At 39.7% G+C, this 24,699-nt stretch carries 25 protein-coding genes and 1 tRNA gene; 10 read left to right on the top strand and 16 right to left on the bottom strand.

All coding sequences use genetic code 11. The features are described from left to right. Nucleotides 1-235: 235 nt before the first annotated feature. On the bottom strand, nt 236-1,879 hold the full coding sequence (gene pruA, locus BM266_RS04730) for an L-glutamate gamma-semialdehyde dehydrogenase (protein ID WP_093406548.1): 1,644 nt from the start codon (nt 1,877-1,879) through the stop codon (nt 236-238). Nucleotides 1,880-2,019: 140 nt separating this feature from the next. On the opposite strand from pruA, the gene BM266_RS04725 reads away from it, so the two are divergent. Next, nucleotides 2,020-2,733, top strand: coding sequence for an NRDE family protein (locus BM266_RS04725; RefSeq protein WP_093406546.1), 714 nt, complete (start codon nt 2,020-2,022; stop codon nt 2,731-2,733). Here the strand turns inward: BM266_RS04725 and apaG are convergent. From apaG to BM266_RS04710, 3 genes are read right to left on the bottom strand one after another with little or no spacing between them, the layout of a single operon-like run. Beyond that, complete coding sequence (apaG, locus tag BM266_RS04720) at nt 2,725-3,111, bottom strand: Co2+/Mg2+ efflux protein ApaG (RefSeq protein WP_093406543.1); 387 nt, start codon at nt 3,109-3,111, stop codon at nt 2,725-2,727. The two genes, BM266_RS04725 and apaG, sit on opposite strands and share 9 nt — an antisense overlap. 13 nt (nt 3,112-3,124) lie before the next feature. Continuing rightward, a complete protein-coding gene (locus BM266_RS04715) occupies nt 3,125-4,210 on the bottom strand; it encodes a DUF3667 domain-containing protein (RefSeq protein ID WP_093406541.1) in 1,086 nt (361 codons plus the stop codon). Between the two features lie 15 nt (nt 4,211-4,225). Further along, nucleotides 4,226-5,476 carry a type IX secretion system plug protein gene (locus BM266_RS04710; protein WP_093406538.1) on the bottom strand — a complete coding sequence of 417 codons (1,251 nt, stop codon included), beginning with the start codon at nt 5,474-5,476 and terminating at the stop codon, nt 4,226-4,228. 168 nt (nt 5,477-5,644) lie between these two features. Between BM266_RS04710 and BM266_RS04705 the strand changes: the two genes are divergently transcribed. From BM266_RS04705 to BM266_RS04670, 8 genes are all read left to right on the top strand, one after another. Beyond that, nucleotides 5,645-6,988, top strand: coding sequence for a Na(+)-translocating NADH-quinone reductase subunit A (locus BM266_RS04705; protein ID WP_093406536.1), 1,344 nt, complete (start codon nt 5,645-5,647; stop codon nt 6,986-6,988). Between the two features lie 14 nt (nt 6,989-7,002). Beyond that, nucleotides 7,003-8,184 (top strand): NADH:ubiquinone reductase (Na(+)-transporting) subunit B, encoded by a 1,182-nt coding sequence (locus BM266_RS04700; protein WP_093406532.1) that lies wholly within the window; start codon nt 7,003-7,005, stop codon nt 8,182-8,184. Between the two features lie 2 nt (nt 8,185-8,186). After that, nucleotides 8,187-8,930, top strand: coding sequence for a Na(+)-translocating NADH-quinone reductase subunit C (locus BM266_RS04695; RefSeq protein ID WP_093406529.1), 744 nt, complete (start codon nt 8,187-8,189; stop codon nt 8,928-8,930). A gap of 2 nt (nt 8,931-8,932) precedes the next feature. After that, a complete protein-coding gene (locus BM266_RS04690; RefSeq protein ID WP_093406527.1) occupies nt 8,933-9,682 on the top strand; it encodes an NADH:ubiquinone reductase (Na(+)-transporting) subunit D in 750 nt (249 codons plus the stop codon). A gap of 19 nt (nt 9,683-9,701) precedes the next feature. Continuing rightward, nucleotides 9,702-10,316: an NADH:ubiquinone reductase (Na(+)-transporting) subunit E gene (gene nqrE / locus BM266_RS04685; protein WP_093406524.1), complete on the top strand. Its 615-nt coding sequence runs from the start codon at nt 9,702-9,704 to the stop codon at nt 10,314-10,316. A 16-nt stretch (nt 10,317-10,332) separates the two neighbouring features. Beyond that, nucleotides 10,333-11,622 carry an NADH:ubiquinone reductase (Na(+)-transporting) subunit F gene (nqrF, locus tag BM266_RS04680; protein WP_093406522.1) on the top strand — a complete coding sequence of 430 codons (1,290 nt, stop codon included), beginning with the start codon at nt 10,333-10,335 and terminating at the stop codon, nt 11,620-11,622. Between the two features lie 63 nt (nt 11,623-11,685). After that, the gene (locus BM266_RS04675; protein ID WP_093406519.1) at nt 11,686-12,042 is read left to right on the top strand and encodes a Na(+)-translocating NADH-quinone reductase subunit F; all 357 of its coding nucleotides are present in this window, start codon (nt 11,686-11,688) and stop codon (nt 12,040-12,042) included. A gap of 4 nt (nt 12,043-12,046) precedes the next feature. Next, complete coding sequence (locus tag BM266_RS04670; RefSeq protein WP_093406517.1) at nt 12,047-13,048, top strand: FAD:protein FMN transferase; 1,002 nt, start codon at nt 12,047-12,049, stop codon at nt 13,046-13,048. Here the strand turns inward: BM266_RS04670 and BM266_RS04665 are convergent, their stop codons facing one another. The 7 genes from BM266_RS04665 to BM266_RS04635 form a co-directional block, all read right to left on the bottom strand. After that, nucleotides 13,049-13,813: a class I SAM-dependent methyltransferase gene (locus tag BM266_RS04665; RefSeq protein WP_093406514.1), complete on the bottom strand. Its 765-nt coding sequence runs from the start codon at nt 13,811-13,813 to the stop codon at nt 13,049-13,051. Nucleotides 13,814-13,843: 30 nt separating this feature from the next. Beyond that, nucleotides 13,844-14,407 (bottom strand): HNH endonuclease, encoded by a 564-nt coding sequence (locus BM266_RS04660; protein WP_093406512.1) that lies wholly within the window; start codon nt 14,405-14,407, stop codon nt 13,844-13,846. After that, nucleotides 14,400-15,215, bottom strand: a complete 816-nt coding sequence (gene map, locus BM266_RS04655; RefSeq protein ID WP_093406509.1) for a type I methionyl aminopeptidase — start codon at nt 15,213-15,215, stop codon at nt 14,400-14,402. Before map ends, BM266_RS04660 begins: the two co-directional genes overlap by 8 nt. 2 nt (nt 15,216-15,217) lie before the next feature. Next, nucleotides 15,218-15,619 (bottom strand): BT0820 family HAD-type phosphatase, encoded by a 402-nt coding sequence (locus BM266_RS04650; RefSeq protein ID WP_093406505.1) that lies wholly within the window; start codon nt 15,617-15,619, stop codon nt 15,218-15,220. Between the two features lie 43 nt (nt 15,620-15,662). Further along, nucleotides 15,663-16,202, bottom strand: coding sequence for a TlpA family protein disulfide reductase (locus BM266_RS04645; protein WP_093406502.1), 540 nt, complete (start codon nt 16,200-16,202; stop codon nt 15,663-15,665). A 4-nt stretch (nt 16,203-16,206) separates the two neighbouring features. Then, nucleotides 16,207-17,724: a 2,3-bisphosphoglycerate-independent phosphoglycerate mutase gene (gene gpmI, locus BM266_RS04640; RefSeq protein ID WP_093406500.1), complete on the bottom strand. Its 1,518-nt coding sequence runs from the start codon at nt 17,722-17,724 to the stop codon at nt 16,207-16,209. An 80-nt stretch (nt 17,725-17,804) separates the two neighbouring features. Next, complete coding sequence (locus BM266_RS04635; RefSeq protein ID WP_093406497.1) at nt 17,805-18,575, bottom strand: M48 family metalloprotease; 771 nt, start codon at nt 18,573-18,575, stop codon at nt 17,805-17,807. A 245-nt stretch (nt 18,576-18,820) separates the two neighbouring features. On the opposite strand from BM266_RS04635, the gene BM266_RS04630 reads away from it, so the two are divergent. Beyond that, nucleotides 18,821-19,564: a murein L,D-transpeptidase catalytic domain family protein gene (locus BM266_RS04630; protein WP_093406494.1), complete on the top strand. Its 744-nt coding sequence runs from the start codon at nt 18,821-18,823 to the stop codon at nt 19,562-19,564. Here the strand turns inward: BM266_RS04630 and BM266_RS04625 are convergent. From BM266_RS04625 to rho, 5 genes are all read right to left on the bottom strand, one after another. After that, on the bottom strand, nt 19,554-21,200 hold the full coding sequence (locus BM266_RS04625) for a L,D-transpeptidase family protein (protein ID WP_093406492.1): 1,647 nt from the start codon (nt 21,198-21,200) through the stop codon (nt 19,554-19,556). The genes BM266_RS04630 and BM266_RS04625 overlap by 11 nt on opposite strands. A 51-nt stretch (nt 21,201-21,251) precedes the next feature. Then, nucleotides 21,252-21,536 (bottom strand): GNAT family N-acetyltransferase, encoded by a 285-nt coding sequence (locus tag BM266_RS04620; RefSeq protein ID WP_093406489.1) that lies wholly within the window; start codon nt 21,534-21,536, stop codon nt 21,252-21,254. A gap of 1 nt (nt 21,537) precedes the next feature. Continuing rightward, the gene (locus tag BM266_RS04615; RefSeq protein ID WP_093406487.1) at nt 21,538-22,089 is read right to left on the bottom strand and encodes a ClpP family protease; all 552 of its coding nucleotides are present in this window, start codon (nt 22,087-22,089) and stop codon (nt 21,538-21,540) included. 462 nt (nt 22,090-22,551) lie between these two features. Beyond that, nucleotides 22,552-22,624 (bottom strand) — tRNA-Gly (locus BM266_RS04610). Between the two features lie 255 nt (nt 22,625-22,879). After that, entirely contained in the window at nt 22,880-24,535 is a 1,656-nt protein-coding gene (gene rho, locus BM266_RS04605) for a transcription termination factor Rho (RefSeq protein ID WP_093406484.1), read from the bottom strand. Between the last annotated feature and the right edge of the window lie 164 nt (nt 24,536-24,699).

The following is a 24,699-nucleotide window of genomic DNA, read 5'->3' as shown; positions in this document are numbered from 1 at the left end:
AATTTTTTAAAGGAGGATTTTGTTTTTCGTTGAACGGGTTGATTAATCGTCTAAAGTGCAGGAATATTAGACTTTTCTTACTTATAAAAAGTTATATTTTGCTGTGAATCAATGGACTTATCCTGATGAAGCCTGGTGTGGTTTATTACTTAGAGCCTTAAAAAACCAACAAAACAAAAAAAGCCGCAACATTTTGAATGCTGCGGCTTTTTGTAGGAATAATTCTTACAATTAACTATTCTCCAAGAAATGGATATCTGTAATCTGTAGGAGTTACAAAGGTTTCCTTAATTAATCTTGGGGAAATCCATCGTAACAAGTTTTGCTTAGAACCTGCCTTGTCATTAGTTCCACTGGCACGGGCTCCACCAAAAGGTTGTTGGCCCACAACGGCACCAGTTGGTTTATCGTTGATATAGAAGTTTCCGGCAGCATTCTGCAACATTTTAGTTGCTTTTGTTGCAGCATATCGATCGCCAGATATAACTGCGCCGGTAAGTCCATAGATACTGGTATTATCAACTAATTCTAAAAGGTCTTCCCATTTCTTCTCAGAGAAGTTCTTGTCGTCATAAACATATACCGTTACAATGGGGCCGAAAAGTTCGGTTTCCATAGTTACGTATTTAGGATCTGTAGTTAGTATCACGGTTGGTTCAATGAAATAGCCTTTAGATTTATCGTAACCACCTCCTATTACAACTTCAGCATCTTTATCTTTTTTCGCACGGTCTATATAACCTGCTAATTTATCGAAGGCTCCTTCATGAATTACAGCGTTAATAAAATTGCCCATATCTTCAGGAGATCCCATTTTAAAGGAACTCAGATCTTCAGCTACATAGTCTTTAACATCTGCCCACATGCTTTTTGGGATATAAACTCTTGATGCAGCGCTACATTTTTGACCCTGATATTCAAATGCACCCCTTGAAATAGCTGTTGCCACCTGTTTTGGATTAGCGGTTGGGTGAGCAACGATAAAGTCTTTTCCACCTGTTTCTCCAACAATTCTTGGGTAGGTTTTATACTTATCTATTCTTGATCCAATCATTCCCCATAATGATTTGAAAACAGTGGTACTACCGGTAAAATGAATTCCGGCAAAATCAGGACTATCTAAAAGAATATCGGTAATCATAACCGGGTCTCCCATGATCATATTGATAACACCATCGGGTAATCCGGCTTCCCGGAATACTTCCATAATAATTTGTGCTGAAAATACCTGACTGTCGCTAGGTTTCCAGATTGCTACATTCCCCATTAAGGCTGCACTTGAAGGCAGATTCCCTGCAATAGCTGTAAAGTTAAATGGAGTGATGGCGTAAACAAATCCTTCTAAAGGACGGTATTCTACTCTGTTCCAGTTGCCTTCAGAAGATTCGGGTTGTTCATCGTATATCTGTGACATATACTCTACGTTGAAACGTAAAAAGTCACAAAGCTCGCAAGCTGCATCGATTTCAGCCTGATAAATATTTTTAGACTGACCAATCATTGTAGCGGCATTGATCCTGGCTCGGTAAGGTCCGGCAATAAGATCGGCGGCTTTTAAGAAAACTGCAGCGCGCTGTTCCCACTCTAAATTTGCCCACTCTTTACGGGCTTCGAGAGCTGAATCTATAGCCTGTTGAACGTGTTTTTTGTCTGCCTTATGATAAACACCAAGATCATGTTTGTGATCATGAGGAGGGTGCATAGTAGCCGTGTTTCCGGTCTTAATTTGTTTGTCGCCAATATATAATGGCACCTCCATTTTGGTATTATATAGATCTTTGTAAGTAAGTAATACTTCTTCTCTTTCCGGTGATCCCGGTTCGTACGATTTTACTGGCTCATTTACAGCCACAGGAACGTGAAAAAATCCTTTTCCCATAATATTATATTTAAGTTTTTCTTATTATTAATTCTTGGTGTTAAAGGTAAAAAAATTACGCGATTTTTGGCAATAAGGAAATCGACTTCACGAAAGCTTAACTATTTTAGTATTTTGAGGTTATTTTTTAAGAAAATTCTATGTGCACCATCAGTCTTGCTCCTTTAAGTATACACAAAAAAAGCTTTGTGTTAACCTCCAACAGGGATGAAGCTGTTGTAAGGGAAACTCTTCCGCCTGAATTTGAAAAAATTGAGGGTTCCACGCTGCTGATGCCTAAGGATAAAAAGGCAGGTGGAACCTGGATAGGAGGCAGTACACAAAAAAGAGTGGTTTGCCTAATGAACGGAGAGTTTGAACCGCATCAGAGAAATGAACCATATCGCCTGAGTCGCGGAATTATTGTAAAAGATATTCTTGCAGCTATTGATGGACTTTCAGCTATAGAAAAATATGATCTTAACGGGGTAGAGGCCTTCACTCTTATTATGGCCGACTGGAAAAATGAATTGAAATTTTTTGAATTGGTTTGGGACGAGAAAATTAAACATATAAAACAACTGGAATTAAAACCACATATTTGGTCTTCTTCTCCTTTATATTCTGAAGAGGTTAAGAAAGGAAGGGAGGAGTGGTTCGCTGAAATCAGAGATAGCCTAAACCCGGAAAATATTCTGGATTTTCATCACAACGCAGGAACAGGGGACAAGGAACAGGATCTGGTAATGGATCGGGGGTTTTTAAGGACTCAAAGTATCTCCCAGATTGTCGCCCGGCCTTCCGAAATACATTTTTGGTACCGGGATTTGGAAACTTCTGATATAACAGAGAAAAAACTGGAGCTCCTAGTTTAAAGCGAAAGGCACGCTAAGTTTAAAAGAAGGAATCTGGACCTTAAATTTTCTGGTAGTTGTGAAATTAACCATTTTATAATATCCACTCATAGCGCCAAAAGGTGAGGTTAACAGGCAACCGCTGCTATAGGAATGTGATTCCCCTGGCTTTATTACGGGCTTTTTGCCAATTACTCCGTCTCCTTTTACAATTTCGGTATTATTTAAAGCATCTTTTATCCTCCAGTATCGGGACTTTAATTGCACCGAATCGTTACTTTGATTTTCAATAGTGATTCGGTAAGCAAAGGCAAATAATTTCCTGTAGCTTCTGAAAACAGAACCTTCAAAACTGGTCTCAACCGAGATTTTAATACCTCTTGTAACTTGTTGAATCATACTGATTTGTCACTTAGTATAGCGCGAAAGATGCTATTATGGATACCACACCTGCGATAATGGCTAAGGTAAAAAATATAATATTGAGCAGCATAAATTTTACAATGGTTTTAACATGACTTTGCCCGTAAAACTTTCTCATCGCTTTATACAGGTAAAAGATGAAAATTAAGGTTGCAATTGTAATTCCTAAGTTTGTATTGAATATGTGATCAATAAGAATTGCAAGACCATAAAGAACAAAAAAAGTGGTTTGCACATGAAAAGTAAAAATTAGATGTTCCATATAATTAAACGGTCGACGTAAGTAAAGCAGCCAGATGAAAAAGGCAAAAACCGGAAGGTAGAAGAAGATGATAAACGGCAATTTATTGATAAAATAATTGAGGAATATCTGGGGATTGTTTTTTAGTATATTCCAGTCGGTGGCTTTTTTATAGAGCCAGTGATTAAAATTGCTTTGAGGATGGTGGAGGCTATCTAAAGCCTGTTCCGCCGAGAGCACCCCCGTTTGTTTGTAATACTTTGAATAAATATTAAATTGGTTGCTGCTGGATTCAATTAAGCTCAGGCTGTCCAAAGCTGCCCAATCTTTGTAAACCTTCTGGTAAGTCACCCTGTCTTTTGCCTGCTGCGATCTGATAAGGGAGTCTAATTTAAACTCTCTTCCTCCTACTTGAGGCCTTGGAATATCAAGAGAATCGATAGTTTTCTGACTAGTTTCGATCTCTTCGGAATTAAAATCTGTGGTAGCAGGTTGTATTTCAAAGGAATTTATAAATCCCCAGATAATAAAGAATATAATCGAAGCGCTTAGGTAGAATCTGAATGGGTTGGCATAGCGCATTCGTTTTCCTACAATATAATCTTTCGATATCTTACCAGGACTAAAGAGTAATGCCTTAATGGTGCGCCGAAATCGGGAATCGTAAGCGAAAATCCCCGCAAAAAATTCATTAAAAAAATCGTCAAGCGCAAGTTTTTTTGTGCTGTTTAGCTGGCCGCAGGCCGGACAGTATTTATCGCTTTTGTCAAGTTTGTGACCGCAGTTAAGACAGCGTTCTCCGCGATACTTTAAATGGTTTCTTTCTTCTTCCATTTAAGCTTGAGTTGGTTAGTTGGTGATATTAGTGGAGTTGGCGCTTCCTAATCCAATAAGCCTATCATAACGGGCTCCCGGACTTCGGTAGTAAACCAGCACCTGGTATTCATTTTCGGTTTCGTAGAAGTTACCACTAAAAAAACCTTCGTCAATACTCCCATCTGGTTTTTTTAGTACATACTTGTAATTGTAAAAGCCTTGCTTAAACAGCCTGGCGCCCTCGTATACATCGGTTTCTTTATTCAAACTTAATTTGGTGGTCTGATCGGTTTCAAAATTATTAAAATTACCATAGATGTGAATTTCCCCACCGTCCAGGGCGCTGTAATTCCGAAGCCTGAAATGCACCCAGGAATATTCAGCTTCGATCTCCGGGTCACGGGCCTGCAGACTTCTTACTACAAAGCCGCCATTAATATCGGGTTGATAGGTGTAAGGTTCAGTAGCCCTGGCCCTGTCTGGAAATAAGTGATGATGGTAAAGATCGTTTAATTCAATGTAACTTATATCTACCGTACTTGCGCGAAGGTCTTTATTGTCAAACTGGAGGTACTCGTTCCCTCCAAAGAATGCGGTTTCCAGGTCGTAGCGGTAGATTAGTTCGTTGCCAATGTTATATTGGGGTTGGATGTTTTTTAACGCAGTTTTCAAATTCTGGTTCTGGAGAATAAGCACCTTAACCGTTTCATTGGGATTCTTCAGAATCAGATCGGGTGTTTCTACTGAAAAATTCACTACTTGCTTCTCTGAAATAAAAGCCAGGTCGCGCGAACGCCTTATGTTTACCGAGACCTGTGCGATAGGTTCATAAACCATAAATTTACGCGAAAACACAAGCTCTTTTTCTGCATTAAAAATCTTCAGCATATAATTCCCGGAAACTTTCAGGCCGCGGGTATTGGAATTGGGTATTTCCAATTCATAATGAGAATAGCCCTGCAGTGTATTATAGGAATTTTTATAGTTAAAGATCCTGATGTCGTCAAAGCCTTCCATATACTCTGATTTTGAGAGTTGAGAAGGGGTCCAATCATAATTGTAATGTTCGATCGTGTAATAATAATTGGCTTCATCTCCTATGATATCATCAAACCGCAATCTAAGCTTTTCTCCCTGTTTTAATATCGGATTCCCATTTTGGTTAGAGCTACCATCAAACTGGATGGTATAAATATAATTTGGGGGCAGAGTTTCCTTTTTATTTTGCGCCTTAAGGCCATAAAAGGTAAAAATAACGGAAATTATGACGAGGATCATTTTCATTGTAAGTAAATATATTCAAAGATAATTACAATTCTCATACCGAACTTTTTAACATTTCAATTTAACAGATTAAAAGACGTAAAATTCTTGTTTTTATTGGGATATGTGGGTTTAAAATTCCTAAATTTGCCTGACTTAAAAAAAATTTTTTAACATACACTCCATCCTATGTCAAAAGACATTCGAATTAAAAAAGGATTATCTCTACGATTAGAAGGGGAGGCGGAAAAAGAGCTGGTAAAAGCTCCAAGGTCTAAGACCTATGCCGTCAAACCGCCAGATTTTCATACCGTAGTACCCAAAATGGTTGTAAAGGAAGGCGCGAAACTGCTAGCCGGTGACGAGCTTTTCTACTCAAAATACACCGATGAGGTGCGTTTTACCAGTCCTGTTAGTGGGATGCTTAAGGAAATTAAGCGTGGTGATAAACGCCGCATTATGGAAATAATTATAGAAGCAGATCCCGAAGATGCTTATAAAGAATTTGGAAAAATGGACGCTTCCTCAGCCGATGCTGAAGCTGTCAAAACCAGAATCCTTGAAAGTGGCTGCGGTGCTTTTATCAATCAAAGGCCTTATGATATTATAGCTGATCCTAAAGATAGCCCAAAAGCTATTTTTATCTCGGCGGTAAGTACTGCTCCTTTGGCTCCAGACTGGGGCTTCATCCTAAAAGATAAGCAAGCGGAATTCCAGGAAGGAATTAACGCGCTTCAAAAACTAACTTCAGGAAAAGTTCATCTTTCTTTAGACGATTCTTCGGCAGCTTCCCTAAAAGGGATAAAAGGTGCTGAGCTTCATAATGTAAGCGGGCCGCATCCGGCAGGGAATGTTGGAGTGCAGATCCATAAGATCGATCCTATAAACCAGGGAGAAAGAGTATGGACTCTTAATCCTGAGGATGTAGCTATAATTGGTAAGCTTTTCTTAACCGGACGTTACGAAGCAAACCGAACCATTGCGGTAACCGGTAGTGAAGCAAAAGACCGAAAATACTACAGTGCAAAAATTGGTGCGAATGTTTCTGAATTTATAGGAGAGGTTAGCGATGATATTCGTGTTATTTCAGGAAACGTATTGACGGGAACCAAGGTATCCAATAATCAGTACATTGGTTTTCTGGATAACGAGTTGACGCTAATTCCGGAAGGAAATCAATACAGAGCTTTTGGTTGGTTGCCTTTTACCTATAATAACATTCATTCAAATTCCAGAACTTCACTTTCGTGGTTGTTCCCTAACCGTAAATTCAAGCCTACCACTAATCTCAATGGAGAAGAGCGGGCTTTGGTAGTTACCGGCGAAATGGAAGAAGTTTTGCCAATGGATATTTTCCCGATGCAGCTTATAAAAGCATGTATGGCCGGAGATATCGAAAAAATGGAGAACCTCGGAATTTATGAAGTTGCTCCTGAAGATTTCGCTTTGGTAGAATATGTAAACACCTCGAAGATTGAAATTCAGGACGTGATTCGTTTAGGCCTGGATCTAATGATTACTGAAGTAGGTTAAAAAGCAGGAAAAATATGGAATGGATTAGACAAAAATTAGATAAAATAAGTGAACCTTTTGGTAAGGGTAAGAAATATGAGAAGTATGCACCCGCTGTAAATGCGATAGATACTTTCCTGTTTACACCAAATCACACAACTAAAAAGGGGGCTCATATTAGAGATGCTGTCGATTTGAAAAGAGTGATGATTACTGTGGTTATCGCTTTGATCCCAGCCCTTCTCTTCGGAATGTGGAATGCAGGGTATCAATACTACAGTCAATTAGGGGAAGCATTTACTTTTTGGGATGCACTTGGGCACGGCGCCTTGAAGATTGTTCCTATGATCGTGGTGTCTTATGCAGTGGGACTCGGAATTGAATTTGCGTTTGCGATTTTCAGAGGTCACGACGTTAATGAGGGATACCTGGTAACCGGTTTACTTATCCCTATGATTATGCCAATTGATCTTCCACTTTGGATGTTGGCTCTTTCAGTAGTATTTGCAGTATTAATAGGAAAAGAAGCCTTTGGAGGCACAGGGATGAATATCCTGAACCCTGCCTTAACGGCTAGGGCCTTCGCTTTCTTTGCATACCCTACTTATATGTCTGGAAACAAGGTTTGGGTTAGTGAAGCAAGTAATGTAGAAGCTGTTTCAGGAGAAACAATTCTTGGTTCGCTTGCAGCCGGGGACGATGTGTCTCACAGTATGTGGGATATGTTCTACGGAGTGATCCCTGGATCTGTAGCAGAGACTTCAACATTGTTTATCCTTGCTGGAGCACTTCTTCTAATTCTAACAAAGGTTGGGAACTGGAGAATTATTCTGAGTGGGTTTATAGGAGCCGCAGTAATGGCTTTAATTTTTAATGCACTTCCTTCGCTGGGAGTTGCAGGAAATGAGTTGACAAATTTCTATTGGGTAAATCACCTGTTAATTGGAGGTTTAGCTTTCGGGATTGTGTTTATGGCTACCGATCCGGTATCTGCTGCACAAACCCTGAAGGGAATGTGGATCTACGGATTCCTAATCGGTTTCTTCTCGATAATGATCAGGGTGTTTAACCCGGCTTATCCTGAAGGGGTGATGCTGGCAATTCTGTTGATGAATGTGTTTGCTCCTACCATAGATCACTATGTAATTCAGGCTAACATTAAACGCAGACGAAAAAGAATTAAAACTGCCACCGGGCAGGTTAAAACAGCAGTTTAGTTATGGAAGAGAAATCAGTAAATAAGACTAACAGTAACGGCTATACTTTTATGTTCGCTATTATTATGGTAGTAGTAGTAGCAACCGTATTAGCTTTTACCGCAACTTCCCTGCAGCCTACGCAAAGAGAAAACGTAAGACAGGAAAAGATGCAGAGTATTCTGGCCACTATTGGTATTGAAACCGATAGGGCAGGAGCTGAAGAACTATATGATCAATACATCACCGAAGAGCTTAGCCTTCGCGAAGATGGAACTGAAGATGAGGATATAGATGCTTTCCAGGTAGATCTGGCCAAGGAGCTTAAGAAGCCCGCAGCAGATCAGGTTTTTCCTTTATACATCGCCGAAGTGGATGGAGAAAAATTCTACATCGTTCCTCTAAGAGGTAACGGTTTATGGAATGCGATCTTTGGATATATTGCCTTACGGGATGATGTGAATACCATTGCCGGCGCCACTTTTGACCACCTTGGAGAAACTCCGGGACTTGGAGCCGAGATCACTAAGGAGTTTTTCAAAGAAAGATTTACCGATGAAAAGATTTTTGACGAAAGCGGAAATCTTGTAGGAGTATCTGTTGTGAAAGGCGATATAGATCCTTCAGATAAAGACGATAATCAGGTAGATGCAATATCAGGAGCCACTATTACCGGTGACGGGGTTTCAGATATGATTTCTGAAAGACTTAAACGTTACCTGCCTTATTTTAAAAAGGAGCAGGAAATTAAAGTAGCAATTCAATAATTATGGCTAACGAGAAGAAAATGACTTCCGAAGAAAAGGAAGCAAAGAAAAACGAAATGATTCTCTTCATGTCTAATTCAGAAGAGAAGGAACATTTCCTATCGAAGGGGAACAGAAAATTGTTGTCTGATCCGTTAGACGATAATAACCCTATTACCGTACAGGTATTGGGTATTTGTTCGGCACTTGCGATCACCGTGCAGTTGGAACCGGCTGTGGTAATGGCAATTGCGGTTGTGGCTGTAATGGCATTTAGTAACATGATTATATCTATGTTACGTAATATGATTCCAAGCCGAATCAGGATTATTGTACAACTTGTTGTTGTTGCTTCCCTGGTGGTTCTGGTAGACCAGATTTTAAAGGCTTATGCTTATGATGTAAGTAAACAGCTTTCAGTATTTATCGGGCTTATTATTACTAACTGTATTGTAATGGGACGCCTGGAGGCTTTTGCCCTTGGTAACGGGGTGTACAAATCTTTCCTGGATGGTGTTGGAAATGCTGCCGGTTATGGACTTATCCTCATAATTGTAGCTTTTTTCCGCGAACTTTTAGGTTCAGGTAAATTATTTGGATTTGAGGTTTTGGGTCATAAAGGCGCAACACTTGCAGAATCTTCTGGCCTGTATGCTTTCGGATACGAAAACAACGGATTAATGCTTCTGTCTCCAATGGCTCTTATTGTGGTAGGGCTTATAATTTGGGTACAGCGAGCACGTAACCGCAAACTGATTGAAGAAACCAACTAACAGTTAAAAAAGAATTATAATGGAATATGTAAACTTATTTGTAAGAAGTATTTTCATAGAAAATATGGTTTTTGCTTACTTCCTGGGGATGTGTTCATACCTGGCGGTATCCAAAACCGTTAAAACAGCTGTTGGTTTAGGTGCTGCTGTAATATTTGTACTTTCTATTACAGTACCTATTAACTTCTTGCTGGACAATTACCTGTTAAGACCCGGTGCCCTGCAATGGCTTGGAGCCGAGTATGCCGATGTAGACCTTAGCTTTTTGAGCTTTATCATGTTTATTGCGGTAATCGCCTCTATGGTGCAACTGGTAGAAATGATCGTTGAGAAATTTGCTCCTGCCCTCTATGGTGCTTTGGGTATATTTCTTCCTCTTATTGCTGTAAACTGTGCCATCCTTGGTGGGTCGTTGTTTATGCAGCAAAAGGACTTTGGCGCCATCACGGAAGCCATTACTTATGGGTTTGGAAGTGGTGTAGGCTGGTTTCTGGCGATTCTTGGAATTGCCGCAATCCGTGAGAAAATTGCATACTCAAACATACCGGCTCCGTTAAAAGGCCTGGGAATAACATTTATTATTACCGGTCTAATGGCTCTTGGCTTTATGAGTTTTATGGGAATTAAAATATAATCGAAAAAGTAGGATTATGACAGTTGTAATAGCAAGTGTAGTAGTATTTTTAGTATTGATCCTGTTATTGGTTTCCATTTTGCTTGGAGCCAAAGCTAAACTGGCACCATCAGGACCGGTTACAATTAATATCAACGGAGAAAAAGATATGGAGGTAGGTTCAGGAGGAACCTTGCTTTCTACCTTAGGTGATAATAAATTATTTTTACCATCTGCCTGTGGAGGTGGTGGTACCTGTGTTCAGTGTAAATGTATTGTTTCTGAAGGAGGAGGAGCCATTCTTCCAACCGAGGAGCCACATTTTACACGTAAAGAGATCGCGCAGGGATGGCGCCTTGGTTGCCAGGTAAAAGTAAAAGAAGATATGAAGATCCAGATTCCGGAGGAAGTATTCGGAATCAAGAAATGGGAAGGTACTGTAGTTAGAAACTACAACGTAGCCTCTTTTATCAAGGAATTCGTTGTTGAAATCCCTGAAGATATGAATTATAAGGCCGGTGGTTATATCCAGATCGAGATCCCTAAATGTGAAGTGAAATTCAGCGATATGGATATCACAGCCCACCCCGATGAGCATCCTGGTGAGCCTCAGAAATTTAAGGAAGAATGGGATAAATTCCAGCTTTGGCCTCTTGTGATGAAAAACTCCGAAACAGTGGAAAGAGCTTATTCTATGGCTTCTTACCCTGCTGAAGGTCGTGAGATCATGCTTAACGTTCGTGTTGCCACTCCACCCTGGGATAGGGCGAAAGATGGCTGGATGAATGTAAATCCAGGTATTGCTTCATCTTATATTTTCTCAAGGAAAAAAGGAGATAAGGTAACCATTTCAGGACCTTATGGTGAATTCTTTATCAACCCAAGTGATTCAGAGATGCTTTATGTTGGGGGTGGAGCCGGAATGGCCCCAATGCGTTCTCACCTTTATCACCTTTTCCGTACCCTAAAGACGGGTAGAAAAGTGACTTATTGGTATGGTGGCCGTTCGAAAAGAGAATTGTTCTATACTGAACACTTTAGAGCCCTGGAAAGAGATTTCCCTAACTTTAGATTCTTCCTGGCGCTTTCTGAACCAATGGAAGAAGATAACTGGAAAGTGAAAAAAGATCTCGATGATGAAGGAGATGGATTCGTAGGATTCATTCACCAGGTGGTTATCGATAACTATTTGAGCAAACACGAAGAGCCTGAAGAAATTGAATTATATTTCTGTGGACCTCCATTGATGAACAAAGCCGTTCAGAAAATGGGAGAAGACTTCGGTATTCCTGATGAGAATATCAGATTCGATGACTTTGGAGGATAATCTTCAATTAAATAATAAGCAAAAAAGACCGGCTGTGAAGCCGGTCTTTTTTATTTTTGCACTATGGCTAAATTAAATGACCAGGAACTGCATAACCTTGCGATGAATATCGTGGGTAAAGACCTTGAGGAGAAGGGCTATGAATTTTTGGGGGTGAATAGTGAAATTCAAAAAGATCCTCAATTTGTTGCTCTTAAAGATAAGAAGCTGCATTTTGTAATTGTTCGGGCTATAGAATATCCTCATAATCCCCGGGAGTTTGAAATTCAGTTTTTGGAAACCATAAAGCAGCATGCACAAAAGTTTAATGCCCGTACCTTTTACGCTGGCGTTGGACTTGCCAATTCTTTAGATTATGAGAAACCAGTTACTCATGGTGAAGCTTATGTGGTAAATTATGAAGGCTGGCAGGAAATCTAAGAACATGAAAAAACATTTATTTTTATTGCTTTCGCTGAGTCTTCTACTCTCGTGTCAACCTGAAAATTCTGCAAAGAATGTTTCCGGTAGTGCCTTAGGAACTACTTATAATATCAAATATTTTTCAGACGAAGAATTAGAAGTTGAGTTTGCCCTGGACTCTGTATTCAACTTTATTAATGCTTCCATGAGCACTTATCAGAATGACTCAGATATTTCCAGGATTAACTATGGGGATACAAACGTTGTGGTAGATGAACATTTTGTAAAAGTCTTTAAAGCTTCACAGAAGATCTATAAGGAAAGCAAAGGCTTTTTTGACCCCACAGTCGGCAATCTGGTAAATGCGTATGGATTTGGTCCTGAAAAGAAGCCTGAACAACCTAATGAAGTTTTTCTTGACTCTCTTCATCGCCTGGTGGGTTTTGATAAACTCCAACTCAGTGAAGATAATCGCATAATAAAGGAAGATCCCGGAATTTATATCGATTTTAATGCTATTGCTAAAGGTTATGCCATTGATGTTATTGCTGAATATTTTGATGAAAATGATGTTTCTGATTATCTTATCGAGTTAGGCGGTGAGCTTGTGGCTAAAGGAAGAAATAAACAAAAGGATTCTGATTGGATTGTGGCTATAGATGACCCTGAACAGATCGAAGGAGAGAGAACCTTTCAAACTATCCTTGCTCTAAAGGACAGGGCAATGGCAACTTCTGGGAATTACCGGAAATTCAAAACAGATTCCTCCGGGAATACCTTTGTACATACCATTAATCCCCTAACCGGCCTTGCCGAAAAGAACGATCTGTTAAGCGCTTCGGTATTAGCTGAAAACTGCACGCTTGCTGATGGTTATGCTTCTGCATTCATGGCTATGGGTTTTGAAAAGGCTGTAGTTCTACTGGAAGAGCTTGATAATGTTGATGCCTATTTTATCTATGTGAATAACGGAGAGCCTGAAGTCTATGCTTCCGAAGGATTTAAAAAGGCACTAAGGGAATAATTATTTATAGCAAACCGGAATAATCTCTCCTTTTGCCAAACGGTATTTATCTATTTCTTCTGAGGATAACTTACGGGTATAATCAACTTCTTCTACTCTGAAACCGATATTTCTTAGTTTATCAAAATAATCTCTCCCATACACTCTCACATGGTCATACTGGCCAAAGATCTTTTCCCGCTCTTTTTTATCGGTAATTGAATCATCCTCGAATGTTTTTGCGCGATCCAGATCCTGTGGGATTTGAAGAATAGCCGTGCCGCCGGGTTTTAAAATTCGATAGAGCTCCTGCATAGCTTTGGTATCATCCGGAATGTGTTCCAGCACATGGTTACAGAGGATAAAATCGAATTCGTTATCTGAAAATAGCAGATCGCAGATATCAGCTTTTACATCGGCCAGGGGAGAATTGAGATCTGTAGTGGTGTAATCGAGGTTCTTTAGTTTCCTGAAACGCTTATAAAAGGCCTGTTCCGGGGCGAAATGAAGGACCTTTAAATTTCGGGTAAAGAAGTCGGTTTCATTTTTTAAATAAAGCCAAAGCAAACGGTGGCGTTCCAGGGAAAGGGTAGAAGGGGAGAGTACATTCTCCCGCTGCTTTACGTAGCCATAGGGAAGAAATTTATTGAAACTACTACCATCAATGGGATCTGTATATTTATTCCCGCGTAGCGCTAACTTCAGAAATGGTCTGGCGAGATAACTAAAACGAATTAATAGCGGCCTGGGTAATGCATTGAGGATTAGCTTAAAAACTTTCTTCATTTAATTTACAATTCTGCTTGAGTCTTTCTCTCAAACTTCGATATCTCCCCAGTTTTCACCCGATTTGATGCGGTACAATTGCATTTCAGAAACTCCAAATTGCTTGGCCAGCACTCTGATCCGGGTTTTTCGGTTAGGGTCAAGCAATTTCTTTTTAAGAATAACCGCCTGGGCATAGGTGAGCTTCGAATAGGAAACCACTTTGCGTAATTTTCTTTTGTGTTTGTTTTCCTTAACCTTGGGGCTGTTGTATTGATGTTGCACCCATTCTTCCTGGGTCATCCAGGCAAGGTTAGTGGCCCGGTTGTCGTCTTTCTGAAAATTCTTGTGGACAACATATTTGTCGTTCTCTTTTTTCTTCAAAAATAATTCGGCTACTATTCGATGAATATAGTAGCTTTTGGATTTGCCGGTTTTTAATTTTACCGAAAAATTGAGGTAGCCGCCTATTTTACCTCCTTTAACCAGTTCCCCCTCAGGATTTCTAAGAAAACTGATCAAACGTCCAAAATTGGAAACTTTATAGACAAATCTCTCCTGCCATTCCTCCTTATGTAAGGTTTCCCACCGCTCCTGTCTAAAATTTTTAATCATATACTTGCGCTCTGAATTCGACTTCCTCATCACTCTCCATTCCTAAAGCTTCATAAATATATTTAAATGTAGATAACAATTCTGGTTTTCCGTTCACCAGGGCCACATCATGTTCAAAATGTGCACTGGGTTTGTTATCTGCCGTCAAAATCGTCCAGCCATCCGGCAATTGTTTGATTCTTCTGGTTCCCAGATTAATCATAGGCTCTATGGCCACCACCATTCCTTCTACGAATTTTTTACCTCTTCCGCGTTTACCATAATTTGGCATTTCGGGGTCTTCGTGCATCTTTTTTCCAAGACCATGTCCTACAAGCTCCCTTACTACACCATAACCGCGACTCTCTGTATACTGCTGAATTGCATAGCCAACATCACCCACGCGGTTACCTGCTTTAAATTCTCTTATTCCCACATATAAGGATTCCTTGGTTACTTTTAGCAGTTCTTTTATTTCCGGTAAAACTTCCCCTATCTCAAAAGTGTATGCGTGGTCGCCGTAGAATTCATTTTTAAGTGCTCCACAATCTATAGAAATAATATCTCCTTCCTGTAAAGGAGTGTCATTTGGTATTCCATGGACTACCTGGGCGTTGGGGCTCATACAAAGGGAGTTTGGGAAATCATACATTCCCAAAAATCCTGGTTCTGCACCGTGATCCCTGATGAATTCTTCGGCCATTTTATCCAAATGAAGGGTAGTGACACCGGGTTTTATTTCAGCGGCAAGCATACCAAGGGTTTTTGATACTATCAGGGCGCTTTCCCTTAGCAATTCTATCTCTTCTTTTGTTTTAGGTATAATCATTTTTATTTTTTAAAAGCGGTTAAAAAACCGTATTTCTTTTTCTGCGGTTTTTCGTTTCCGTTGGTAAGTTTCTGGTAGATTTCTCCCCAACCTAACATTCCTCCTATATTTCTGTCATCAATAAAGATATCCGCAAGGATTTTTCTGCTTATCCCATCATCGAAATCTTCTTCGGGATAGCTTTTGTTTACGGCATAAAACTCGATACCCCGCATTTGGCAGAATTCTACTGCCTCCTCTAGTTTTTCGCCATACCGGTAAGTCCAGAGGATTAACAAATGGCCTTCTTCCTGTAGCTTTTGCAAAGATTCGAAAGCAAAAAGCATAGGTTTGCCAATTTCAGGATATTTGTTCTCTACAATAGTTCCATCAAAATCTACGGCTATTGTAAGGGATTTAGGCATAATACAAAATTAGAAAGATTAAACTATAATTGGGTTTCTGTTTTTAAAAATCGGCATATGGGTTCTGGTAATCTTTTTGACTTACAATATCGGCCAGATCCTCTTCAAAAGTCTCTAATGCAAATTCCACGAATCGGTTTACCTCTACACCATCTTTACAGAAGATAATTGTAGGGACCAGGGTGACCTCGTAATCTTCTTCAATATTATTGGGGGTTTCCTTATAGGGATCTACTGCTATATTCGTTAGTTTGGAATAATCGTAACCGGCCTGGTCTAGGATTTTATAGAGCTTGGGAACTTCCAACTGGCTATCAGCACACCAGGTACCCATAAAAAGGACTATCTCATAATCTGAGATATTCTCTTTTATAACCTTCATATGTTCTTGTTCAGGGTGGTAGTTGCTGTATCCGCTGTTAAACCAATATGAATAAGGATTTTGTTCCAGTTCTTGTCGCTGAAATTCCCCAAGAAGATATTGCTCCTGAACATCCTCTTCTGATTGCTTTTTGGTTTCTTCTTCTGAAATATTCCCGCTTAAAAACAAGCTGAGAATTATTAGTAATATTTTACTTGTCATTGTCTTAAATTAGAGGGTCCTGGGTCATTACATCGGGTTGGTCTATCCCCATAAGTTTTAATATGGTAGGGGCAATATCCCCAAGTTTACCACTTCTGATCTTTTTTACATCGCTATCCATTAATATGAGCGGTACCGGGTTAGTGGTATGAGCTGTATTAGGACTGCCGTCTGCATTAATCATGGTTTCGCTATTCCCGTGATCTGCTATTATTATTACCGTATAATCATTTTCGCGGGCGGCTTCAGCTACATCTTTGGCACAGGAATCTACGGTTTCGCAGGCTTTCACTGCGGCATCGAATACTCCTGTATGCCCAACCATATCGGGATTTGCAAAATTCAGGCAGATAAAATCGGCCGAACGTTCCTTGAGCTCCGGAATGATCTTATCTCTTAACTCATAAGCGCTCATCTCCGGTTGCAGGTCGTAGGTAGCCACTTTTGGAGAATTGCACATTATTCTTTTCTCTCCCTTAAAGGGTTTTTCACGTCCTCCTGAAAAGAAAAAGGTAACGTGAGGGTATTTCTCAGTCTCAGCGATCCTGATCTGTTTTTTTCCTGTGTATTCCAGAACTTCCCCAAGGGTCGATTTGATATTATCTTTTTTGAAAACAACATTAATCCCTTGAAAATTATCGTCATACTTAGTAAGGGTTACATAGTATAACAGCATTTTTTTCATATTATATTCAGGAAAATCTTCCTGTGTAAGGGCTTGGGTAAGCTGTCTCCCGCGATCTGTTCTGAAATTGAAAAAAATAACTACGTCTTTCTCATTTAACTTAGCTACCGGTTCGCCAGCCTCGTTAGTAAGAACTATAGGTTCTATAAACTCATCGCTTACATTATTTTTGTAGCTGTTTTCAATAGTTTCAGCAGCATTGGTGGTTTTATAACCCTCGCCTTTAGTAATTAGGTCATAAGCTTTTTTCACCCGTTCCCAACGTCTATCACGGTCCATAGCAAAATATCTTCCTATTACCGAAGCTAGTTTCCCGTTGGTCTTTTTTAGGTGTTCTTCAATTTCTGTTATGAATCCTTTTCCTGAATGCGGGTCTACATCCCGGCCATCGGTAAAGGCGTGTACGTATTTTTCTTTAACTCCAAATTCTTCTGCTGCAGTGAGAAGACCTTTTAAGTGGTTGATGTGGGAGTGAACCCCGCCATCACTTAATAGTCCCATAAAATGGATAGGTCTCTTATTTTTTATGGCATAAGAAAAGGCTTCCTCAAGTACCGGTTCGTCTTTTAAGGTGTTTTTCTCTACCGCCATGTTGATTTTAACCAGGTCCTGGTATACAATTCTACCCGCACCAAGATTCATATGTCCTACTTCACTATTTCCCATCTGGCCTTCAGGTAAACCTACATTCAGCCCGTCGGTACGCAATTCTGCATGTGGGTAATCTTTTATAACCGAATCCATAAATGGAGTATTAGCTTGTGCGATTGCAGAGACTTTAGGGTCCTGGGTAATTCCCCATCCGTCCAGGATCATCAGTAAAACTTTCTTATTCATAACATAATTAAATTTTGGCTATAAAGATAAAAACAAATTTTAGCCTTCGCTAAGCATCGTCGACTAATGTTTCATTAAATCTATTGATGTTGTTCTATAGCTTTTCTTATTTTTTCCATCCTATTTTCGGGATCGGGGTGGGTGCTTTGAAATTCGGGCGTGCTGTTAGGTCCTGCAGATTCTTTTAAAATTTGCATTACTCCCAACATCTCTTCCGGATTATAGCCGGCATCGATCATTATTTTTACTCCCAGGTTATCACTTTCTAATTCATCACCACGGCCATATTTCATATTTACCAGGTTCCCGATCACAGCTGCTGCCTGGCTGGCCTCCTGGCTCCCGGAACCTACAGCCACACCGGTTATTACTGAATTGGTGAATCCCTGTTTTGCTATTCGTTCGGCGGAGTGCCGGCCTATTACGTGCCCTATCTCGTGACCAAGTATTCCCGCTAATTGATCTTCACTCTCTAATTTTGAATAAAGGGCATAAGTAATAAAAACAGGGCCTCCGGGAAGTGCAAATGCGTTTATGGTTTTCGCATCGGCCAGGAGGTAGAATTCATATTCATACGGGGAGGCGTTGGCAATGCTATTTTGAACCAGTTTTTGTCCTATTTTCCGAATTTTTCTTTGTTCAGCTTCATCGGGATGCAAGCCTCCGTATTGCTGGATCATCGCAGGGGTGCTTTCTTCTCCAAGCGCCATTTCTTCTTCTGCACTAAGATCTACATATTGAGTTTCGCCGATATATGGATTTTCTTCTGCGGAAGAACAAAATTTCACAACGCCAAAGATCACTATCCCAAGTCCAATAATGATTCTTAAAAAACTACCACCTCTTTTCATAACTTAAAAAATTGAAATAAATTTTTAACAAAATAACTTAGTGATTTTCATACTACATCTCTTTATTTTGCGTTGTAGGTGTTAACACAGTGGCTTATAATTGATTGAAAATTAGCTTGATATTGCTTAATTATGTTAAAATTTTCTTCTCAGGCTTTGTTTACGCCAATTAACGCGAAAAATGCCTTGCTTGGCATATCATTTGGAATAAATTAACAGAACAACAAAAACTTTATATTTCGCCTATGATTCATAAGATCTTAACCATTACCGGAATACTTCTATTTTCCTTCGCATTTACAACTTCCTCTAATTTACCCACAACTTTAGACTCCAATACTGAAGCTCCTGCTTCCGCAGCATTGGCTTCCGATGAAATTGAAACTTTTTCTGAAAAGGTAGCAACAGTTTATGGTGAATTTGCTGAAAACAGTGCAAGCATGCCTGCTTTAAATGTATTTGAGAGAGCAATGACAGGATATTCAAAACTGGAGGAAAAAGGTAAAGTAGATAATCAACTACTAACCGTTATCGATTTTGGTCTTTCTTCTACCACAAAAAGAATGTGGATTCTTGATATGACTACCAAAAATGTAGTATTTCACACTTACGTTTCTCACGGAAAAAATACAGGGGGCGAATTTGCCACTAAATTTTCTAATACGGTTAATTCCCTGCAAAGTTCTCTTGGATTTTATGTAACCGGAAAAACTTATTATGGGAAAAACGGACTTTCCCTTTATTTAGACGGGCAGGAAAAAGGTTTTAATCATAACGCCAGAAAACGCTATGTTGTGATTCACGGTGCAGATTATGCCGAGCCATCTTTCATAGACAGGATTGGGCGTTTAGGTAGAAGTTATGGTTGCCCTGCGGTTCCAAATACTATTGCCAAAACCCTTATTGAAAGAATTAAGGGAGAGTCTGTAATTTACATTCACAAAGAAGATAAAAATTACCTGGAAAATTCCCAGTTGCTTAATTCATAAGCAGCTGCATGATTTCTTTATCCTGTTTGTAAATGTCCTCGGCAAATCGGGTTTCATCGCCTTCACGCCAGGCCGTCCAGTAAAGATGATAAACTTTTAAATCCTTGGTTATCTTGATGGTCGTGGTTCTTCCTGAATCCAGAATCTCCTGAATTTTTTCTGAAGTATACTTTTCCTGGTCGTTCAATAAATATTCGGCCAGGTCTAATACTCCTTCAACTCTAACACAACCTGAGCTCTGAGCCCTGGAGTTTTTCTCAAAAAGCTTTTTAGACGGCGTGTCGTGCAGGTAAATAGAATACCTGTTAGGGTAAATTATCTTGACTTTCCCCAATGGATTGGCAGGTCCGGCTTCCTGCCGGTAGGTATAATTCATCACCTCCCGGCTATTCCAGTTTATTTCTGAAGGATTTAATTTGCGGCCACTCCCGTCAAAAACGGACATATTTCTACTGGTGAGATAGGAAATGTTTCTTTTCGCTGCCGGGATTACATCATTCTTTTTTATTGTAGGAGGGATGGTCCAGGTAGGGTTGTAGACTATGTGTTCTATTTTATCTGAAAAAACAGGGGTTTTACGAGCTTCAGTTCCCACCATCACACGGTTACTGCTAATCGTATCTTTTCCTTTGACTAAGTGTAGCCTGTAATTAGGAATATTTACGATAATATAATGATCACCGAGGTCCTGAGGATGCCATCGCCAGCGCTCCATATTTACTAATATCTGTTCGTAACGCTCTTTGTGAGTTTTATTGAGTTCTGAGATTGTTCCTCTGCCTATTACAGCATCGGTTTCTATTCCGTGGTGTTCCTGAAACTTCCGTATAGCTTCCTGTAAATTCTTGTTATACTCATGGGTTGAATTCGGTGGAATGCTGTCTATAAAATTCAGTTCCTGCAGCCGCAGCGCAATCAATGCCATTCTTGAACTGGTGTCTCCCGGTTTAATGCTTTCTCCGTTTTGGGCCTGTGTTGAGTTTTCCTCCATTTCTATTAAAGCGCGATAATCCTTAAGTGATTTTTGAAGTCCTTTGTAAACTATATGTTTTGGAGCCAGGTCTTCCAGGGTAGTAGAAATACTGTTTTCTGAAATAGCTTTTTCGAACAGCTGGAATAAGTCGGTCTTATTGCTATCAATATCCCAGATGGTGTAGAGTTTTTTCGGATTTAATTTTCCTGAATTCAGATGCCTTCCGTAGGTGAAGAAAGCATCGGTGAGTACAAGTTCCAATAGGACTTTTTCCTCTTGATCAAGGGTAGCAAGATTAGATAAGGCCATTTCCAGGTAGTCCCCATGGTAATCTTTAAACCGGAGCCCGTGGTTTGGAGCGTTCTCAATACTTCGGTAGAGATCTTCACGTAATTCCCGATTGCTCCATACCGGCTGATATTCCTGCTGAGAATAAAAACTATCAACCAGTCGTATGTTTTCCAGCTGAATACCCGAATTAGCAGTCTCCTTTTGCCATTGCTGAATTTTTTCTTCCATATTTGTTGCCGAAGAAAGTTTTTTAACCTCTTCGGTATCTGGAGCGTTTATGGTCTCTATCCCAGGCTCTTTGTTGTTATTCTTACAGGATACCGCAAGAATTGCAATCAGAGATAAGTAGAAGAAAAATCTAAAAATTTTCATGTAGGTTATTTTGGAGCGATAAATCAGGAAATAGGGGATAGGCTTCCCAAACTAAACTGCTTTTACGTCCTGGTAAGATTCATTTCGTTCAAACTGTACCTCGGCATAAGGGCAAAGTGGGTCTATTTTTAGTCCTTGTTTCCGTGCATATTCCACAGTTCTTTTAAGCAGTTTTCCTGCTATACCCTGTCCCTCCATATTTTGAATAACTTCAGTATGGTCTATGGTGAGAATACCGTTGTCTTTATGTGTATAGGTGAGTTCGGCATATACACCATCATTGTTTTCCAGATAAAACATTCCCCGAGTTTCGGTTTCTTTATGTTTAATATCCATATTATTTTTTTAAAATATCATCTACGATTCCGTAATCAATAGATTCCTCTGCATTCATCCAGTAATCGCGGTTAAAATCTTTCATTACTTTTTCAATAGGCTGCCCACAGTTTTCTGAAAGGATGCGCGCGCTCAGTTCTTTTATTTTAAGGATTTCGGCCGCCTGTATTTCAATATTGGAAGCCTGGCCCCGTGCGCCTCCCATAGGTTGATGAATCATTACTTTTCCATGAGGTTGAATAAGCCTTCTTCCTTTGGTGCCACCAGATAAAAGGATAGATCCCATTGAAGCTGCCAGGCCTGAGCAAATGGTGGACACCGGACTTCTTAGACTTTGCATAGTATCATAGATCGCAAATCCATCGGTTACAAAACCTCCAGGACTATTTATAAAAAACTGAATTTCCTTGTCGCTTTCCATGTCCAGGTATAAAAGCCTATCGATCACATGCTTAGCGGTTTTGTCGTTCACATCGCCCCAAAGGAATACTTTGCGTTTTTCTAAAAATTTTGCATCTATTAAATCCTGAATCTTTCCGGGTTTATCTTTCATAATACTGAATAGTGGTTTTTTATTTGTTAAGCTAAAAATAAGGTTATTTTGATAGAAAAACTTCTTTTTTCAGGGGCATTTAACAAGACTTTATAGAAGTTTGCTCTCTAAATGGATGAAACAAAAAACATAAGCCCCGGAAGGTAGATTTGATTAGTTGTATCGCAGAGGTTTTTGGGATTTCCAATTTTTTATTTGTCAGAAAAACCTCCACAAAATATGTAGAGGTTTTCTTAGAGCGGGAGACCGGATTCCCTTCGATTCGCTTTTCAAGCTCACTCAGGACATGCTTCTCACCCGGTAACCAAAAAAACCTCCACAAAATATGTAGAGGTTTCTTAGAGCGGGAGACCGGGTTCCCTTCGATTCGCTTTTCAAGCTCACTCAGGACATGCTTCTCACCCGGTAAATAATTTTTTTAAAACAAAAAAACCTCCACAAAATATGTAGAGGTTTTCTTAGAGCGGGAGACCGGGTTCGAACCGGCGACATTCAGCTTGGAAGGCTGACGCTCTACCAACTGAGCTACTCCCGCATTACGAATGCAAATATAATCTTAATGGGAAACAATTTCCAAATAATTCTGGAATTTAGATCCATAATTCCTCAGAAAATTATCTCAAAATAACCGGTTTTAGCATTTATCATTTTGAAAATCAACTTTTACTGAATCCTGAATCAATCCAAAATTGATTATTATTCAAGATAGAAGAGGATTCTTAAAGGCAAATAAAAAAACCGGAATCTAATTAAGATCCCGGTTTTTGTAAAATTATATTTTTTTTGAAGATTATGTATTCATCGAAATCAGGAATTCTTCGTTATTCCTGGTTTGTTTGAAACGTTGCTCAATAAATTCCATCGCTTCAATTGGGTTCATATCTGCCAGATATTTACGTAGCACCCACATACGCTGAATAGTATTTTCGTCCAGTAACAAGTCGTCGCGACGTGTGCTGGAAGAAGTAAGATCAATTGCAGGGAAGATTCTCCTGTTAGCAATCTTTCTGTCCAGTTGGAGTTCCATATTACCGGTTCCTTTAAATTCTTCAAAGATAACTTCGTCCATTTTGGAACCTGTATCGGTAAGTGCCGTTGCGATAATGGATAATGAACCACCATTTTCGATATTACGGGCAGCACCAAAGAAACGCTTTGGTTTGTGCAGAGCATTGGCATCTACACCACCACTAAGTACCTTACCACTGGCAGGTTGTACGGTGTTGTAGGCTCGGGCAAGCCGGGTAATAGAATCCAGAAGGATCACAACATCGTGACCGCATTCTACCAGGCGCTTTGCTTTTTCTAATACAATATTCGCTACACGAACGTGTTCGTGAGCTTCCTTATCAAAAGTTGAAGCGACAACTTCCCCGCGAACATTACGCTGCATATCGGTAACCTCTTCAGGGCGTTCATCAATAAGCAGAACGATTTGGTATACTTCAGGATGATTCGCTGCAATTGCGTTGGCGATATCCTTAAGCAACATTGTTTTACCGGTTTTAGGCTGGGAAACGATCATTCCACGCTGTCCTTTTCCGATAGGAGAGAAGAGGTCCATAATTCTTGTGGAAATAGAGCTCTGCTTCTCTGCGATATTGAATTTTTCCTTTGGGAAAAGTGGGGTTAAGTGTTCAAAAGAAACCCTGTCTCTCACCACTTGTGGATCCAGACCGTTGATCTTATTGATCTTTATTAAAGGGAAATATTTCTCACCTTCTTTCGGTGGGCGGATCTGCCCTAAAACCGTATCTCCGGTTTTAAGACCAAATAGCCTAATCTGAGATTGTGATACATAAATATCATCTGGAGAAGTAAGGTAATTATAATCTGAAGATCTCAGGAAACCATAGTTATCCTGCATAATATCCAATACTCCTTCACTTTCAATTATTGCATCAAATTCATAATCGGGCTCGCGATAGCGATTGCGACTGTCACGGTTTCCAGCGTCGCGACTATTGTCACGACTGTTGTTATCGCGATTTCCATTGTCACGGCTCGAAGTACTTTTACTACGGCTATCTTGTTTTTCTCTTTGATTCCCGCGATTATCATCCCTGGAGTCTCTCGAGTCTTTGGAAGAGCGGTTATCAGGTCTTTTGTTTTCCCTGGCCTGAGGTTTTTCTTTTTCGGGCTGGGCTTTAGCTCGTGGTTTTTCTTCTTTTGGAGAAGAGTCTTTTTGACTGTGTCTTGGCGGTTTTTTCTCGCTGCCTATTTTTCCTGTTTTTTTCTTTTGTGGTTTTTCTGAAGTTTCGGAGCTTTTTGGGCGCTCCTCGGCCAGAACTTCCTTAACGATTGCAGGGTTGGCAGCCTGGTGATCTAAGATTTGATAAACCAGATCTGATTTTTTAAGGCTTCTAAACTTAGGAACATTCAATGACTTGGCGATTTCCTGAAGTTCAGGTAGCTTTTTAGCTTTTAATTCTGAAATTTCAAACATGAATAATTAAGAATAAAATTGTATTTGGGTTGATTAAAACTTCTCGTGGAAGAATCGAAAAAAATTTGGAGACTTAAGTAACCTGTTTAGAACCGGTTACGATTTGTTTCTGCAATTATACGACTTTATTTTAATATTTAAAGTGGAATTTTCTAAAGAATCTG

Origin of the sequence: Salegentibacter flavus (assembly GCF_900115145.1) — a bacterium.
GTDB classification, from domain to species: Bacteria; Bacteroidota; Bacteroidia; order Flavobacteriales; family Flavobacteriaceae; genus Salegentibacter; species Salegentibacter flavus.
The sequence above is the reverse complement of the archived record's forward strand: the minus strand, read 5'-3'. Positions and strand labels throughout refer to the sequence as shown.